Below are 13,269 nucleotides of genomic sequence, written 5' to 3'. Positions count from 1 at the left end.
CCTTGCGGGCCGGGGGCGGCCAGCCGGTACCCTCCTCCGCGGGTCGTGATCTTCGGCCCGGAACCTCTTTGGGGAGTCACCTTCGTGCGCATTCGCATAGGTCGCGGTACCGCTGTCGCTCTCGCCGTCCCGGCCCTCCTCCTTACTTCCGCCTGTGGCGGCGGGGACGACGACAAGGGCGCCGCGAAGCCGGACAAGAGCGCCGACCAGCAGGCCCAACCCGAGGCCGCCGCGGCCAAGACCCTCACCGCGGAGCAGATGAAGGCTGCCACCCTCACGGTCGCCGACCTGCCGTCCGGCTGGAAGGAGTCCACGGAGCCCACCGAGTCCACCGTGGCCAAGGCGGACAAGCCCGAGTGTCAGCGGATCGCCTCCTTCATGGAGGACAAGATCGCCGGTGCGACGATGGGCGGCAGCGCCGACTTCGAGGGCAACGGCGGCAACGATCTGCTGAGCGAGCAGGTGTTCACCTTCGAGAAGGGCGCCGAGGACCACCTCAAGGGCTTCGACGGCGTACTGAGTGCCTGCACCTCCTTCACCGTCGAGTCCGACGGCATGAAGATCCCCGTCAAGGTCCAGAAGCTCTCCGTGCCCGCGGCGGGCGAGGAGTCGTACACCTTCCACATGTCGATGGACTTGCCCGAAATCCAGATGAAGCTGGAGACCGACGTGGCGGTGATCCGCCAGGGCGCCGCGCTGGCCCGCATGGCCTACGTCCCCGGCAAGGCGGACGCGTCCGGCAAGGCCTTCGAGGACCTGGTCAAGCGCGCGGGCGACAAGCTCGTCAAGGGCGCCCAGGGCTGACCCCGGCCGCTTTCGGTCCTCGGGGGTTCGTATGCTCGGCGCATGAGCGAGAGCACCGAGCTTGGCCCCGAGGACCGCAAGATCATCACGCTGGCCCGCAGCGCCCGTGCCCGTAACGCCGTGCCCGAGGGCGCGGCCGTACGGGACGAGACGGGCCGCACCTATGTGGCGGGCACGGTCGAGCTGGACTCGCTGAAGCTCAGCGCGCTGCAGACCGCGGTCGCGATGGCCGTGGCCAGCGGCGCGAAGTCACTGGAGGCGGCGGCGGTCGTCGCCGAGTCGGAGGCCGTCTCCGACGCGGACCGCGCGGCGGTCCGCGACCTGGGCGGTGCCGAGACCCCGGTCTTCCTGGCCGGCCCCGACGGCGAGCTGCGCCTGAGAATCGCGGCGGGTTGATGCCGCCGGAGGGCCTGAGGCCCGGCGGTGCCGCGGGGCCTCGGCGATCAGGGACAATGGGCGCCATGAGTGTTCGTACCCAGCCCAACGAGGCCACCCACCGGTCCGGCTTCGCCTGCTTCGTCGGCCGTCCCAATGCGGGCAAGTCCACCCTTACGAACGCTCTGGTCGGCCAGAAGGTGGCGATCACCTCCAACCGTCCGCAGACCACCCGGCACACCGTGCGCGGCATCGTGCACCGGCCCGACGCCCAGCTGGTGCTGGTTGACACCCCCGGCCTGCACAAGCCGCGCACCCTGCTCGGCGAGCGGCTCAACGACGTCGTACGGACCACCTGGGCCGAGGTCGACGTGATCGGCTTCTGCCTGCCCGCCGACCAGAAACTCGGCCCCGGTGACCGTTTCATCGCCAAGGAACTCGCCGAGATCAAGAAGACCCCGAAGGTGGCGATCGTCACCAAGACCGACCTGGTCGACTCCAAGGCGCTCGCCGAGCAGCTGATCGCCATCGACCGGCTCGGCCAGGAGCTGGGCATCGAGTGGGCGGAGATCGTCCCGGTCTCGGCGGTCGGCGACAAGCAGGTCTCGCTGCTGGCCGACCTGCTGGTACCGCTGCTCCCCGAGGGCCCCGCGCTGTATCCCGAGGGCGACCTCACCGACGAGCCCGAGCAGGTCATGGTCGCCGAGCTGATCCGCGAAGCCGCGCTGGAGGGCGTACGGGACGAGCTGCCGCACTCCATCGCCGTGGTCGTCGAGGAGATGCTGCCCCGCGAGGACCGCCCCGCCGACCGGCCGCTGCTGGACATCCACGCGAACGTCTACATCGAGCGTCCCAGCCAGAAGGGCATCATCATCGGCCCCAAGGGCAGCCGGCTGAAGGAGGTCGGCATGAAGTCCCGCAAGCACATCGAGGCACTGCTGGGTACTCCGGTCTTCCTCGACCTTCATGTGAAGGTCGCGAAGGACTGGCAGCGTGACCCGAAGCAGCTGCGCAAGCTGGGCTTCTGAGGTTGGCCCGGGCCGCTGCTGGGGTACGTCGGCCTCGCGGCGGAGCCGCAGATCGATGCAGCCTCGACCTTCATGTGCTCGACCTTCATGTGAAGGTCGCGAAGGACTGGCAGCGTGGTATGGCCCAACCGTGACGGGCATGGCGAGATGCCGACCCGGAAGCTCGCGCCAGGGCCCCTCGATGTCCGCCGCGCACTTCTCGACGCGGCCGCACGCGTGCTCGCCGAGCAGGGACCGGCAAGCGCGCGCCGCCTGGTGAAGGAGGCCGGGGCCTCGACCATGGCGGTCCATACGCACTTCGGCTCCATGATTTCGCGGTCGGCGCGGGAGGCGACCACGAGGCGGCGGAGGCTTCCGTCGGGGCCGCGCTTCCCTGAGGCGGCGTCCTACTCCGCGGGTTCCGCGATCAGTGCGGTGCCCACCGGGCGGAAGCCCAGGCGGGCGTAGATACGGGCCACGTCCTCGTCGCTCGCCGAGAGGAACACCGTGCCGATGCCACCAGCCCTCGCGTCGGCGACGAGGGCGGCGGTGACCGCTTGGCCCAGTCCCTGGCGGCGAGCGGTCGGCAGCGTGCCGACGCCGACGATCTCCGTCACGCCGTCGAGCGGATTGTGCGTCCCGGAGCAGAGCACCACCCCGTCCTCGACGGCCGCGGCCACCGCCGTCGTGCCGGCCCTCAGACGGCCGGCGACATGCTCGGTCCTGCCGTCGTCGGCCCGCGCCGCGATCTCCGCGGCGAGCTCGGCCGGGCCGGCCTCGCCGATCGCCGTGCCGGGCGCGGCGAAGGCGAGGTGCGGTACGGCGAGCGCGGCGGGCAGCAGCGGGTCGTCGGCGCCCAGGAGGCGTACGGACGGATGCGGTTCCGGGGCGGCGGCCTCCGGGTCGAGGACCATCAGCGGGTGCTCGTGCACCGTGAGCCCGGACTTCTCGACGGCGGCGCGCAGCCCGGGAGTGTCCTCGGCGACCCATTCGAAGGCCTCCGGTATGCCGAGCTCGCGCTGCCGGGCCCGGACGCGGTCGACGTCGTCGGCGGTCACCGGCGCGGTCGTGGCGCCGCGGGTGGGGCGCGCGTAGAAGGGCCAGCCGGCGCCTTCGCGGACGAAGAGGGTCAGCGGCCCGAAGTCCTCGGTGCGCGCGCCGGCGCGCGGGACGCCGTCGTAGTAGCCCTCGAGCCGGTCCAGATCATGCTCCACAGAAGTCATGTGGAGCATCCAAGCGGAAGGGCGCGATTTACGCCCCTTCTTTCATGACCCGGGTGATCAGCTCGCGCTGGGCCTCGGTGAGCCGTGGGTCGGAGCAGTAGACCGTGTGCGCGTCGACGGTGATCTGGTAGTTGAAACCGTCCGGTACGCCGATGGGAGGGGTTTCATGGCCGTCCGCCACCGCACGTTCCACCAGGGCGTGCCACTCCGCCGCGTCGGGGCGGGTGGTGGTGTCGATTTCGGCGAACCGCTCGATGCCGGCGAACCCTCCGGTGCGCCTTACCTGGATACGCATGACTCCCTGTCTACAGCCTCGTGGCCGTCCGCGCACGAGGGGCTCCGGCACCCGGCCCGCCGGCCGGGTGCCGGAGCCACGGGGTCAGCCGGTGGGCACGCCCACCTGTGACCAGGCCTTGAGCACCGCCTGGACCTCGTCGCCCTCGCCGAAACGGGACTGCGCGGCGGCCACGCTCAGCCGGGCGAAGTCGGCGAAGCTCGCCTTGCTCCGGAGCTCGCCGCCGGTGAGTACGTCGTACCAGATCTGGCCGGCCCGCTCCCAGGCGTTGCCGCCGAGGGCGGTGGCGAGCAGGTAGAAGGCGTGGTTGGGGATGCCGGAGTTGATGTGGACGCCGCCGTTGTCACGGCCGGTGCGGACGTAGTCGTCCATGGTCGCGGGCTGCGGGTCCTTGCCGAGGACGTCGTCGTCGTACGCCGTGCCGGGAGCCTTCATGGAGCGCAGCGCCACGCCCTCGACCTCACCGGCGAGCAGCCCGGCACCGATGAGCCAGTCGGCGTCCTCGGCGCTCTGGCCGAGTGCGTACTGCTTGACCAGCGAGCCGAAGACGTCCGACATCGACTCGTTGAGCGCGCCGGGCTGGCCGAAGTAGGTGAGATTGGCGGTGTACTGGGTGACGCCGTGGGCCAGCTCGTGGCCGATGACGTCGACGGGGAGGGTGAAGTCGAGGAAGATCTCGCCGTCCCCGTCGCCGAACACCATCTGTTCGCCGTTCCAGAAGGCGTTGCCGTAGTTCTCGCCGAAGTGGACGGTGGCGATCAGCGGGAGTCCGCTGCCGTCGATGGAGTCGCGCGAGAAGGCGTTCAGGAACAGGTCGAAGGTCGCGCCCAGACCCGCGTACGCACGGTTGACGGTCGCGTCCCGGACGGGGTCCTTGCTCTCACGGCGCACCACGATGCCCGGCAGCTGCTCGCTGTGCTCGGCGTCGTGGACGGTGCGGTGCGGCTTGTTCGCCACCGCGCCCGAGGGCGCAGCGAGGGTGGGGGTGCCGACGACCGTGGTCAGCCGACGGGTGGTGCGCTGGGCGGAGTCGGCGATCAGGGTGCGGCGGGCAGCCGCGGCGACGGCGGGGCGGCCGGTCGTGGCCAGGTGGTCGAGAAGATGAGGCGGCACGATGCCGCAGAAGACGGGTTCGATTGCGGTCATGTCCGGCAATGTGGCACTGAGTCACGCGGCTGTCACTAGCTGCAACCATGATTCATGAAATGGAGTGATGTCCGGAGCCTCGGGCAATCGTGCGGCCGGAGTGATGTGGTGAACCTTTTGTCCGTTTTTGTCCATTGGTCCCGCATGGTGGAACAGGACCGCCGGTTCTGTCGCCGCTCGGCTAGGCTGCTTCGCATCATGCGTTCTGGGCTGCTTCTCCTTAGCTGCCGCGGCGAGGGCCTGTAGTCGTAGGCCGACCCCCTCCCCGCGGGATCCGGTGCTGCTTCGACACAGTCGGCCGTCCGTTCGCAGGACCCGAGGAGCCCTACGCCATGACCATCTCCGTCGGCCGCCCCACGCCGATCACCAACGCCGCGCACGCCCAGAGGCCGTCCGGGATGCCCATCCACAAGTACGGCCGGTACGAGGCCGTGGACATCCCCGACCGCACCTGGCCGGACCGGCGCATCACCAAGGCGCCGCGCTGGCTGTCGACCGACCTCCGGGACGGGAACCAGGCGCTGATCGACCCGATGTCGCCGGCCCGCAAGCGTGAGATGTTCGACCTGCTGGTCCGTATGGGCTACAAGGAGATCGAGGTCGGCTTCCCGTCCTCCGGCGAGACGGACTTCTCGTTCGTACGGTCCATCATCGAAGAGGGCGCGATCCCCGAGGACGTGACCATCTCCGTGCTGACCCAGGCCCGTGAGGACCTGATCGAGCGCACCGTCGAGTCGCTGCGCGGCGCCCACCGGGCCACCGTGCACCTGTACAACGCGACAGCTCCCACCTTCCGCCGGGTCGTCTTCCGGGGCTCCAAGGACGACATCAAGCAGATCGCCGTCGACGGCACCCGTCTGGTGATGGAGTACGCCGAGAAGATCCTGGGCGACGAGACGATCTTCGGCTACCAGTACAGCCCGGAGATCTTCACCGACACCGAGCTGGATTTCGCCCTGGAGGTCTGCGAGGCCGTCTGTGACGTCTGGCAGCCCGAGGAGGGCCGCGAGATCATCCTGAACCTGCCCGCCACCGTGGAGCGTTCGACGCCGTCCACGCACGCGGACCGGTTCGAGTGGATGTCCCGCAACCTGTCCCGCCGTGAGTACATCTGCCTGTCCGCCCACCCGCACAACGACCGCGGCACCGCCGTCGCCGCCGCCGAGCTGGCGGTCATGGCCGGCGCCGACCGTGTCGAGGGCTGCCTGTTCGGGCAGGGCGAGCGCACCGGCAACGTCGACCTGGTCACCCTGGGCATGAACCTGTTCTCCCAGGGTGTGGACCCGCAGATCGACTTCTCGCAGATCGACGAGATCCGCCGTACGAGCGAGTACTGCAACCAGATGGAGGTCCACCCGCGCCACCCCTACGCGGGCGACCTGGTCTACACCGCCTTCTCCGGCTCCCACCAGGACGCCATCAAGAAGGGCTTCGACGCCATGGAGGCCGACGCGGCCGCCCAGGGCAGGACGGTGGACGACATCGAGTGGGCCGTGCCCTACCTGCCCATCGACCCCAAGGACGTGGGCCGCTCCTACGAGGCGGTCATCCGCGTCAACTCGCAGTCCGGCAAGGGCGGCATCGCGTACGTCCTGAAGAACGACCACAAGCTGGACCTGCCGCGCCGGATGCAGATCGAGTTCTCGAGGATCATCCAGGCCAAGACCGACGCCGAGGGTGGCGAGGTCACGCCGGACGAGATCTGGTCGGTCTTCCGGGACGAGTACCTGCCCAACCCGGACAACCCGTGGGGCCGTATCCAGCTGCGCGCCGGCCAGATCGCCACCCACAAGGACGGCACGGACACCCTGACCGGCGACGCGGTCGTGGACGGCGTCGAGACGGTGCTGACCGGTTCCGGCAACGGCCCGATCTCCGCGTTCTTCGATGCGCTGCAGGGCATCGGCATCGACGTCCGTCTGCTCGACTACCAGGAGCACACGATGAGCGAGGGTGCCAGCTCCCAGGCCGCCTCGTACATCGAGTGCGCCATCGACGGCAAGGTGCTGTGGGGCATCGGCATTCACGCCAACACCACGCGCGCCTCGCTGAACGCGATCGTCTCCGCCGTCAACCGGTCGGCCCGCTCCTACTAGGGCGTGTTTCGAAAGTCCCGCCTGGTCGGGAACGCCCGGCACGCACGCTCGCCGCGTTGTCGGTCGTCGGCGCAGCCCGCTGCGCTCTCCTCCCTCCGCCTTGCGATCGCACGCACCAGACGCCCCCGACCCCGCCCTCCGGGCGGACGACGCTACTTTCGAAACACGCCCTAGAAGACTCATGAAGATCTTGTTGAGGGGCTGTCCGGCCGGAGGCCGGGCGGCCCTTCTGGTCATCCGGTGGCCGGGGCGAGGTGCCAGGTGTCGCCGGTGCGGGTGAGTCCGAGGTTGATCAGTCGGCGGAGGTTGAGGGCGGCGGCTCGGGTGTGGAGCCAGGTGTCGTTGGCGATGGTTCCGCGGTAGCGGAGTTTGCGGTTGCCGTGGTGGACGAGCCAGGCGACGGCGCGTTCGACCGGTGGTCTCCAGCGGCGGTAGTCGGCTTGCCAGTCGGGGTCGGTAGCGGCCTGGCGGCGGGCGGCTGCGAGCAGGTCGTGGTGTGGGCGGATGGTCAGGATGCGGCCGGCCTTGGCCTTGGTGCACCGCTCGCGCAGGGGACATCCGGTGCAGAGTTTCCCGAAGGCCGCCTTGCGCTGGTGGTGCTGTCCGCCGGGGTCTGACAGGGGGACCGTGTGTCCGGCGGGGCAGGTCACCGTGGCGGCGGCGGTGTCGATGGCGAAGTCGTCCAGGGTGAAGCCGCCGGGGACGGCCGCCCGTAGCGGGGCGGGTTTGAGGAACAGCCGGTGCCCTGCGTCTTCGAGGGCCTGGCGGGCCTCGCCGGTGGAGTAGGCGGTGTCGCCGAAGGCGTCCACCGGCCCGTCCTCCTCGGCGAGAAGGTCCAGGCCGACGGTGGCCTCGTGGTGCTCTGGGCCGCTTCCGGGCCGCAGGGCGACGGCGGTGTATAACCCGGTCTCGGGCTCGATGGCCAGGTGGGCCTTGTAGCCGTCTTGCTGGTGGGTGCGGGTTTTGTGGATGTGCCGGGCCTCGGGGTCGACGGTGGAGACCATCCGGTCCTGCGCGGTGCCACGGGTGATGCGCCAGCGCCCGTCGCGGCCGTCGGAGTCCTCGGCGGGTTCGACGTCTTGACCTGCGACCAGGGCCAGGATGCCGACGGCATTCGCGGCCTTCTCGCCCAGCTCCTGCTCGGGCAGATGCCCGAGCAGCCTGAGCGCGTCACTGACCAGGGCATCAACAAGCGTGGCGCGGGCCTGCTCGTCATTCCAGGCGATCCTTGGTTTGCCCGGGTCGCTGTAGTCATGCGCGGTGCACTGCACGGCTGCCACCTCAGCGGCCCCGGGGACCTCGCGAATTACCGCGCGGACGGCGGCGATGATCTGGGTGACGGTGTCCTGGGTGGCGACCGCATCGTCCAGCACCGTGGAGTCCAGCGCCCGCCGGTGCTTGCCCTTGAGGACACCGGTGGCCTTCACCACCTCGCGCACCGTCTCGAAGACACGGTTCGGCCGCACCGAGCGGGCCAGCCGGCGCCGGAAGTAGGCCAGCAGCGACGGATCGAACGCCATGTCGTGCAGGCCCAGCCCGCACGCGGCCTTCCACCTCAGGTCACACCGCAACTCCTGGACCGTCTCGAAGTCCGACAGCCCGTTAAGGGCCTGCAGCGTGATCGCCGCGGCCAGGATCTGCGGCGGCATGCTCGGCCGCCCGTTCGCCGACGGGTACATGTCCTCGAACGTCTCCGCCGGGAACAGCGCGCCGCGATGCTCGGCCAGGAACGCGAACACACTGCCTGCCGGGATCAACTCCCGGCAGGTCTCCCACACATCCGGCCCGACCGTCTCCCCGGCCCATTCCCCCATCACCACGAGAAAGAGTCTGGCCCCGCCGCTCACGCGGCGGGGCCAGAACCCAAGATCTTCATGAGTCTTCTAGGAGTGTCCTGAAGATCTTGAAATCGCGCCCGGCTTGCACCGGTTCATGGCGATTGACATTTACCCGCAATCCGGGGCGAGTCAGGCGGCAGGAGCAAGATCTTCATCGGTCTTCTAGGAGGTCTCCGGCTCGTACGCGCGTACGGCAACGACCGGCGAGAACCGGCCAGAAGGGGCTCCGCCGGACGGCGGCTTCCCCCTCGTGCCACCGGCCCCGTCCGCCCGCATGGGCGGTCGGGGTCCGGCCATGTCCGGCTCCTTGTTGCTGCGGGGGTGCTGACGCCGCAACTCCGATGTGGCTAACATCACGCCCACGCGGCGATGTTGCCGCGGCGGCACCCCCATGCCCGAAGGGCCATGGGGGAGTTACGGAGGTGTGCGGCGTGCCAGCGCGAGGACAATCCGGTCGAAAGCTGCGCCTCTGGTCCATTCGCACCTCATGGAGCACCGTCGGCGACGGCGAGTTCTTCTGCCCGGACTGCGGAGGCGACCGCAACTACCGCCGCCGCACCGGCCGCCGCCGCTTCGCCCTCCTCGGCGTACCGCTGCTGCCGCGCGGCTTCGCCGGTCCGGTCGTCGAATGCGCCGCCTGCCGGACCCGGTTCGGTACCGAGGTCCTCGACCACCCCACCACCACCCGGTTCTCCGCGATGCTCCGCGACGCCGTCCACACTGTCGCGCTCGCCGTCCTCGCCGCGGGCGGCACTTCCTCCCGTACGGTCACCCTCACCGCTGCCACCATCGTGCGCTCTGCCGGATATGAGGACTGCACCGAGGAGCAGCTCATCACCCTCGTCGAGGCCCTCGCCGCCGACACCGGCCGCATGCCCAGGGCCTACGGCCCGGCGCCGTCGTCCGGACCCTGCGGGGTCTCCCTCGCCATAGAACTCCACGAGGCCCTCGAGCCGCTCGCCCCGCACCTCGCGCCCGCCGGCCGCGATTCGATCCTGCTCCAGGGCGCCACGATCGCCCTCGCCGACGGTCCGTACATCCCCGCGGAGCGGGAGGTTCTGACGACGGTGGGCACCGCGCTCCGGCTCGGCGCCGACGACACCGCCCGGCTGCTGGCCGCGGCGCGTACTCCGTCCTGACGCACGGCGTTACTCCCCGGGGAGTAACGCTCGTCCCACCCTCGCGCGCGACGAATCGCCCCGCACCAGACCCTCCCGGGGCGTGCGGGTGCGGGCCGGGCTGCTGCCCGGCAGGGGACACCGCTGTTTCCGTACGGGACAATGGGCACATGAGTCTGTTCCGCGACGACGGCATCGTGCTGCGCACCCAGAAACTGGGTGAGGCGGACAGGATCATCACTCTGCTCACACGCGGTCACGGGCGGGTGCGCGCCGTGGCGCGCGGGGTGAGGCGGACCAAGTCGAAGTTCGGGGCGCGACTGGAGCCCTTCTCCCATGTCGATGTGCAGTTCTTCGCGCGCGGCAGCGATCTCGTCGGCCGCACACTGCCCCTGATCACCCAGAGCGAGCTCATCGCTCCCTACGGCGGCGGGATCGTCGCCGAGTACGTCCGCTACACCGCGGGCACGGCCATGCTGGAGACCGCCGAGCGGTTCACCGACCAGGAGGGCGAGCCGGCCGTACAGCAGTACCTGCTGCTCATCGGCGCCCTGCGCACCCTCGCGCGCGGAGAGCACGCCCCGAATCTGGTCCTGGACGCCTTTCTGCTGCGTTCCCTCGCCGTCAACGGTTACGCGCCCAGCTTCGAGGACTGTGCCCGCTGCGGCATCCACGGACCCAACCGCTTCTTCTCGGTCGCGACGGGCGGGGTCATATGCGCCGACTGCCGGGTGCCGGGAAGCGTCGTACCCTCTCCGGAGGCCATCGGACTCCTCGGCGCGCTGCTCACCGGCGACTGGGAGACGGCGGACAGGGCCGAGCCGAGGCATGTCAGGGAGGGGAGCGGGCTGGTGTCCGCGTATCTGCACTGGCACTTGGAGCGCGGGCTGCGCTCGCTGCGGTACGTAGAGAATTGACGTGCTTCCCGGCCTAGTGCTGTGACCGGAAAGGTTCACCGGCTCGCGACCCCCGGCACGGCACTTCGCTGCGTTGTCGCATCGCGCGAGTACGGCCAAGTACGAGCTGCGATCCTCCGCCTTGCGATGCACCGCACCTGGGGGCACCTCCCAGCGGTAGCTGGGGGAGCCGCGAGCTTCCCGGCAAACCTTTCCGGCCACAGCACTAGTGGTCGAGGATTCCTGCCACGGCCGACTGGCCGTCTGGGTGGCTTCACGACCTTTAACCTGTTCAGAGCAGTGTCGGGATGCGTTTCATCCTCGGCCTCAAGACCGGGGCTTCACGCAAGAGCATTGGTAACCGAGATCGGAGACAGAAGCGCCATGGCAGTACGCGGATTCCTGGGACGCTCCCGCCGCGAGTACAAGGTCCCCGAGCCGCACCCGTCCGGTGCCAGGCCGCCGAAGATCCCCGGTGAGCTGGTGCCGAAGCATGTCGCGATCGTCATGGACGGCAACGGCCGCTGGGCCAAGGAGCGCGGCCTGCCGCGCACCGAGGGCCACAAGGTCGGCGCCGAGCGGGTACTGGACGTGCTGCAGGGCGCGATCGAGATGGGCGTCGGGAGCATCTCCCTGTACGCCTTCTCCACCGAGAACTGGAAGCGCTCGCCGGACGAGGTGCGCTTCCTGATGAACTTCAACCGTGACTTCATCCGCAAGACCCGCGACCAGCTCGATGCACTCGGCATCCGGGTGCGCTGGGTGGGCCGGATGCCCAAGCTGTGGAAGTCGGTGGCCCAGGAGCTCCAGATCGCTCAGGAGCAGACCAAGGACAACAACGGGCTCACGCTGTACTTCTGCATGAACTATGGCGGCCGTGCGGAGCTCGCGGACGCGGCACAGGCGCTGGCGGCGGATGTGAAGGCGGGCAGGCTCGACCCGGCGAAGGTCACGGAGAAGACCTTCGCGAAGTACCTCTACTACCCGGACATGCCGGACGTGGATCTGTTCCTGCGGCCGAGCGGCGAGCAGCGTACCTCCAACTACCTGCTCTGGCAGAGCGCTTACGCCGAGATGGTCTTCCAGGACGTGCTGTGGCCCGACTTCGACCGCCGCGACCTGTGGCGTGCCTGCCTGGAGTACGCCTCCCGCGACCGCCGCTTCGGCGGGGCCGTCCCGAACGAGGAGCTGCTGAAGCCGGAGGGTAAGCAGGCCGACGGTCCGGCTGTCTGACCTGCCCGATACGATCACGCCCCATGACTCAGGGGCGGGACACGGAACAGGTGGTGGAGCTGGTCTATCAGCCGCCCACCACCGCGGACATCACGGCGGCGCTGCGGGCCAGGACGCGCGGCACCCCTTCGGGACGCAGACTGCGTGTCTTCACGGTCGTGTGCGTGGTGCTCTCCGTGCTGCTGGCCGGAGTGAGTGTGTTCCTCGGCGGTGGTGACGTTCCCTTCCCGGTGGTGGCCATGGGGGTGATACTGCCCTTCACGCTGTGGGCCGTCCCCCTGCTGCAGGCGCGCCAGCTCCGGCGTCTCGCCGAGAGCCAGGGCGAGTTCCGGGCCGAGGTGGACGACACCGAGGTGCGGGTGACGACGGAGAACAGCAACGTGACGATCGGCTGGCGGCTGCTGAAGCGCTACGCCGAGACGGAGGAGCTGTTCGTCCTGCTGAGCGCGGACAAGCACGCCGTCGGCATCACCGTGCTGCCCAAGCGCGGTGCGCGGCAGCCCGCCGACGTGGACCGGCTGCGGGCGATACTCGACCGGCATCTGGAACGCGTGTGACCGGTGCGGTGCGGGGAGTCCTCGCGGGAGTGCTGCTGGTGCTGTCGGGGTTCGTCGTTCTGTTCAGCTGGACCGGGCTGAACGAGGTGACGTCACCCGAGTCGTTCCCCGGCATCCGGGACAACCATGCGCCGATCGTCGTGATCATGCTCGGCATCGGGCTGTTGCCGCCGGCGGCCGCCCTGTGGCTGGTCCGGCGGCTGGGCCGGGCCGGCAGGGCGATGGCGCTGTGCGGGGCCGTCGCGGTGCTGGCCCTGACGGCGCCGATCGTGTCGGATGTGGCGCCGATGCTGCACTGCTGGGAGGCGGACGGGATCGCGCAGCAGCCGGACGGCTCGTACAAGTGCTACGACCGCAGCTGGTTCTAGGCGTTCAGGACTCCGTCCCTTGGACCTGTCGGCAGCAGCGCCGCCCAGTGCCACGACCGGCAACGTTTGCCCGTCACGGAGCGGCGTCCGGTGCGTGCGATTGCAAGGCGGCCGAAGACCCTCGTAGCAGTGCTACTCGGGTTTCCGGCGAACGCAGCGAGCGTGCGTGCCCGGGGGCACCGCTGGGGGCACCCCTGGGGGCACCCCTGGGGGCACCCCCAGCGGTAGCTGGGGGAGGTAGCTGGGGGAGGTAGCTGGGGGAGGTAGCTGGGGGAGGTAGCTGGGGGAGCGTCGCGACGGGGCAAACGCTGCC

General features: G+C 69.8%; 14 protein-coding genes. 10 read left to right on the top strand and 4 right to left on the bottom strand.

Features of this window, described 5'->3' with window-relative positions:
• The first annotated feature begins 84 nt into the window (after positions 1 to 84).
• From ABD858_RS10870 to ABD858_RS10855, 4 genes are all read left to right on the top strand, one after another.
• Entirely contained in the window at positions 85 to 804 is a 720-nt protein-coding gene (locus tag ABD858_RS10870) for a hypothetical protein (protein ID WP_345036109.1), read from the top strand.
• 42 nt (positions 805 to 846) lie between these two features.
• Entirely contained in the window at positions 847 to 1,200 is a 354-nt protein-coding gene (locus ABD858_RS10865; RefSeq protein ID WP_345036108.1) for a cytidine deaminase, read from the top strand.
• Between the two features lie 65 nt (positions 1,201 to 1,265).
• Positions 1,266 to 2,207: a GTPase Era gene (era, locus tag ABD858_RS10860; protein ID WP_345036107.1), complete on the top strand. Its 942-nt coding sequence runs from the start codon at positions 1,266 to 1,268 to the stop codon at positions 2,205 to 2,207.
• Between the two features lie 147 nt (positions 2,208 to 2,354).
• On the top strand, positions 2,355 to 2,654 hold the full coding sequence (locus ABD858_RS10855) for a TetR family transcriptional regulator (protein ID WP_345044424.1): 300 nt from the start codon (positions 2,355 to 2,357) through the stop codon (positions 2,652 to 2,654).
• Here ABD858_RS10855 and ABD858_RS10850 read toward each other — a convergent pair.
• From ABD858_RS10850 to ABD858_RS10840, 3 genes are all read right to left on the bottom strand, one after another.
• Positions 2,594 to 3,409, bottom strand: a complete 816-nt coding sequence (locus ABD858_RS10850) for a GNAT family N-acetyltransferase (RefSeq protein WP_345036106.1) — start codon at positions 3,407 to 3,409, stop codon at positions 2,594 to 2,596. The genes ABD858_RS10855 and ABD858_RS10850 overlap by 61 nt on opposite strands.
• Positions 3,410 to 3,437: 28 nt before the next feature.
• Complete coding sequence (locus ABD858_RS10845; RefSeq protein WP_345036105.1) at positions 3,438 to 3,704, bottom strand: protealysin inhibitor emfourin; 267 nt, start codon at positions 3,702 to 3,704, stop codon at positions 3,438 to 3,440.
• A gap of 84 nt (positions 3,705 to 3,788) precedes the next feature.
• Positions 3,789 to 4,850 (bottom strand): M4 family metallopeptidase, encoded by a 1,062-nt coding sequence (locus ABD858_RS10840; protein WP_345036104.1) that lies wholly within the window; start codon positions 4,848 to 4,850, stop codon positions 3,789 to 3,791.
• Positions 4,851 to 5,182: 332 nt separating this feature from the next.
• Here ABD858_RS10840 and leuA point away from each other — a divergent pair, with 332 nt between their 5' ends.
• Positions 5,183 to 6,946: a 2-isopropylmalate synthase gene (leuA, locus tag ABD858_RS10835; protein ID WP_345036103.1), complete on the top strand. Its 1,764-nt coding sequence runs from the start codon at positions 5,183 to 5,185 to the stop codon at positions 6,944 to 6,946.
• Positions 6,947 to 7,179: 233 nt separating this feature from the next.
• On the opposite strand, the gene ABD858_RS10830 is transcribed toward leuA, so the two are convergent.
• Positions 7,180 to 8,760: an IS1182 family transposase gene (locus ABD858_RS10830; protein WP_345044422.1), complete on the bottom strand. Its 1,581-nt coding sequence runs from the start codon at positions 8,758 to 8,760 to the stop codon at positions 7,180 to 7,182.
• Between the two features lie 455 nt (positions 8,761 to 9,215).
• Between ABD858_RS10830 and ABD858_RS10825 the strand changes: the two genes are divergently transcribed.
• The 5 genes from ABD858_RS10825 (at position 9,216) to ABD858_RS10805 (ending at position 12,956) form a co-directional block, all read left to right on the top strand.
• Complete coding sequence (locus ABD858_RS10825; RefSeq protein ID WP_345036101.1) at positions 9,216 to 9,923, top strand: TerB family tellurite resistance protein; 708 nt, start codon at positions 9,216 to 9,218, stop codon at positions 9,921 to 9,923.
• Between the two features lie 149 nt (positions 9,924 to 10,072).
• Positions 10,073 to 10,819, top strand: coding sequence for a DNA repair protein RecO (gene recO, locus ABD858_RS10820; RefSeq protein ID WP_345036100.1), 747 nt, complete (start codon positions 10,073 to 10,075; stop codon positions 10,817 to 10,819).
• Positions 10,820 to 11,182: 363 nt separating this feature from the next.
• Positions 11,183 to 12,031 carry an isoprenyl transferase gene (locus ABD858_RS10815; RefSeq protein WP_345036099.1) on the top strand — a complete coding sequence of 283 codons (849 nt, stop codon included), beginning with the start codon at positions 11,183 to 11,185 and terminating at the stop codon, positions 12,029 to 12,031.
• 23 nt (positions 12,032 to 12,054) lie between these two features.
• On the top strand, positions 12,055 to 12,588 hold the full coding sequence (locus ABD858_RS10810) for a YcxB family protein (RefSeq protein WP_345036097.1): 534 nt from the start codon (positions 12,055 to 12,057) through the stop codon (positions 12,586 to 12,588).
• Entirely contained in the window at positions 12,585 to 12,956 is a 372-nt protein-coding gene (locus ABD858_RS10805) for a hypothetical protein (RefSeq protein ID WP_345036096.1), read from the top strand. The genes ABD858_RS10810 and ABD858_RS10805 overlap by 4 nt, the downstream gene beginning before the upstream one ends.
• The last annotated feature ends 313 nt before the right edge of the window (positions 12,957 to 13,269 follow it).

This window comes from Streptomyces sannanensis, assembly GCF_039536205.1.
Lineage (GTDB): Bacteria > Actinomycetota > Actinomycetes > Streptomycetales > Streptomycetaceae > Streptomyces > Streptomyces sannanensis.
This window is presented reverse-complemented; position numbering and strand designations above follow the sequence as displayed.

Excerpts from the sequence above, each read along its gene's own strand:
- ABD858_RS10865 (WP_345036108.1), top strand. The coding sequence starts at position 847 with ATGAGCGAGAGCACCGAGCTTGGCCCCGAGGACCGCAAGATCATCACG.
- era (WP_345036107.1), top strand. The coding sequence starts at position 1,266 with ATGAGTGTTCGTACCCAGCCCAACGAGGCCACCCACCGGTCCGGCTTC.
- ABD858_RS10855 (WP_345044424.1), top strand. The coding sequence starts at position 2,355 with ATGCCGACCCGGAAGCTCGCGCCAGGGCCCCTCGATGTCCGCCGCGCA.
- ABD858_RS10850 (WP_345036106.1), bottom strand. The coding sequence starts at position 3,409 with ATGACTTCTGTGGAGCATGATCTGGACCGGCTCGAGGGCTACTACGAC.
- ABD858_RS10845 (WP_345036105.1), bottom strand. The coding sequence starts at position 3,704 with ATGCGTATCCAGGTAAGGCGCACCGGAGGGTTCGCCGGCATCGAGCGG.
- ABD858_RS10840 (WP_345036104.1), bottom strand. The coding sequence starts at position 4,850 with ATGACCGCAATCGAACCCGTCTTCTGCGGCATCGTGCCGCCTCATCTT.
- leuA (WP_345036103.1), top strand. The coding sequence starts at position 5,183 with ATGACCATCTCCGTCGGCCGCCCCACGCCGATCACCAACGCCGCGCAC.
- ABD858_RS10830 (WP_345044422.1), bottom strand. The coding sequence starts at position 8,760 with ATGGGGGAATGGGCCGGGGAGACGGTCGGGCCGGATGTGTGGGAGACC.
- recO (WP_345036100.1), top strand. The coding sequence starts at position 10,073 with ATGAGTCTGTTCCGCGACGACGGCATCGTGCTGCGCACCCAGAAACTG.
- ABD858_RS10815 (WP_345036099.1), top strand. The coding sequence starts at position 11,183 with ATGGCAGTACGCGGATTCCTGGGACGCTCCCGCCGCGAGTACAAGGTC.
- ABD858_RS10810 (WP_345036097.1), top strand. The coding sequence starts at position 12,055 with ATGACTCAGGGGCGGGACACGGAACAGGTGGTGGAGCTGGTCTATCAG.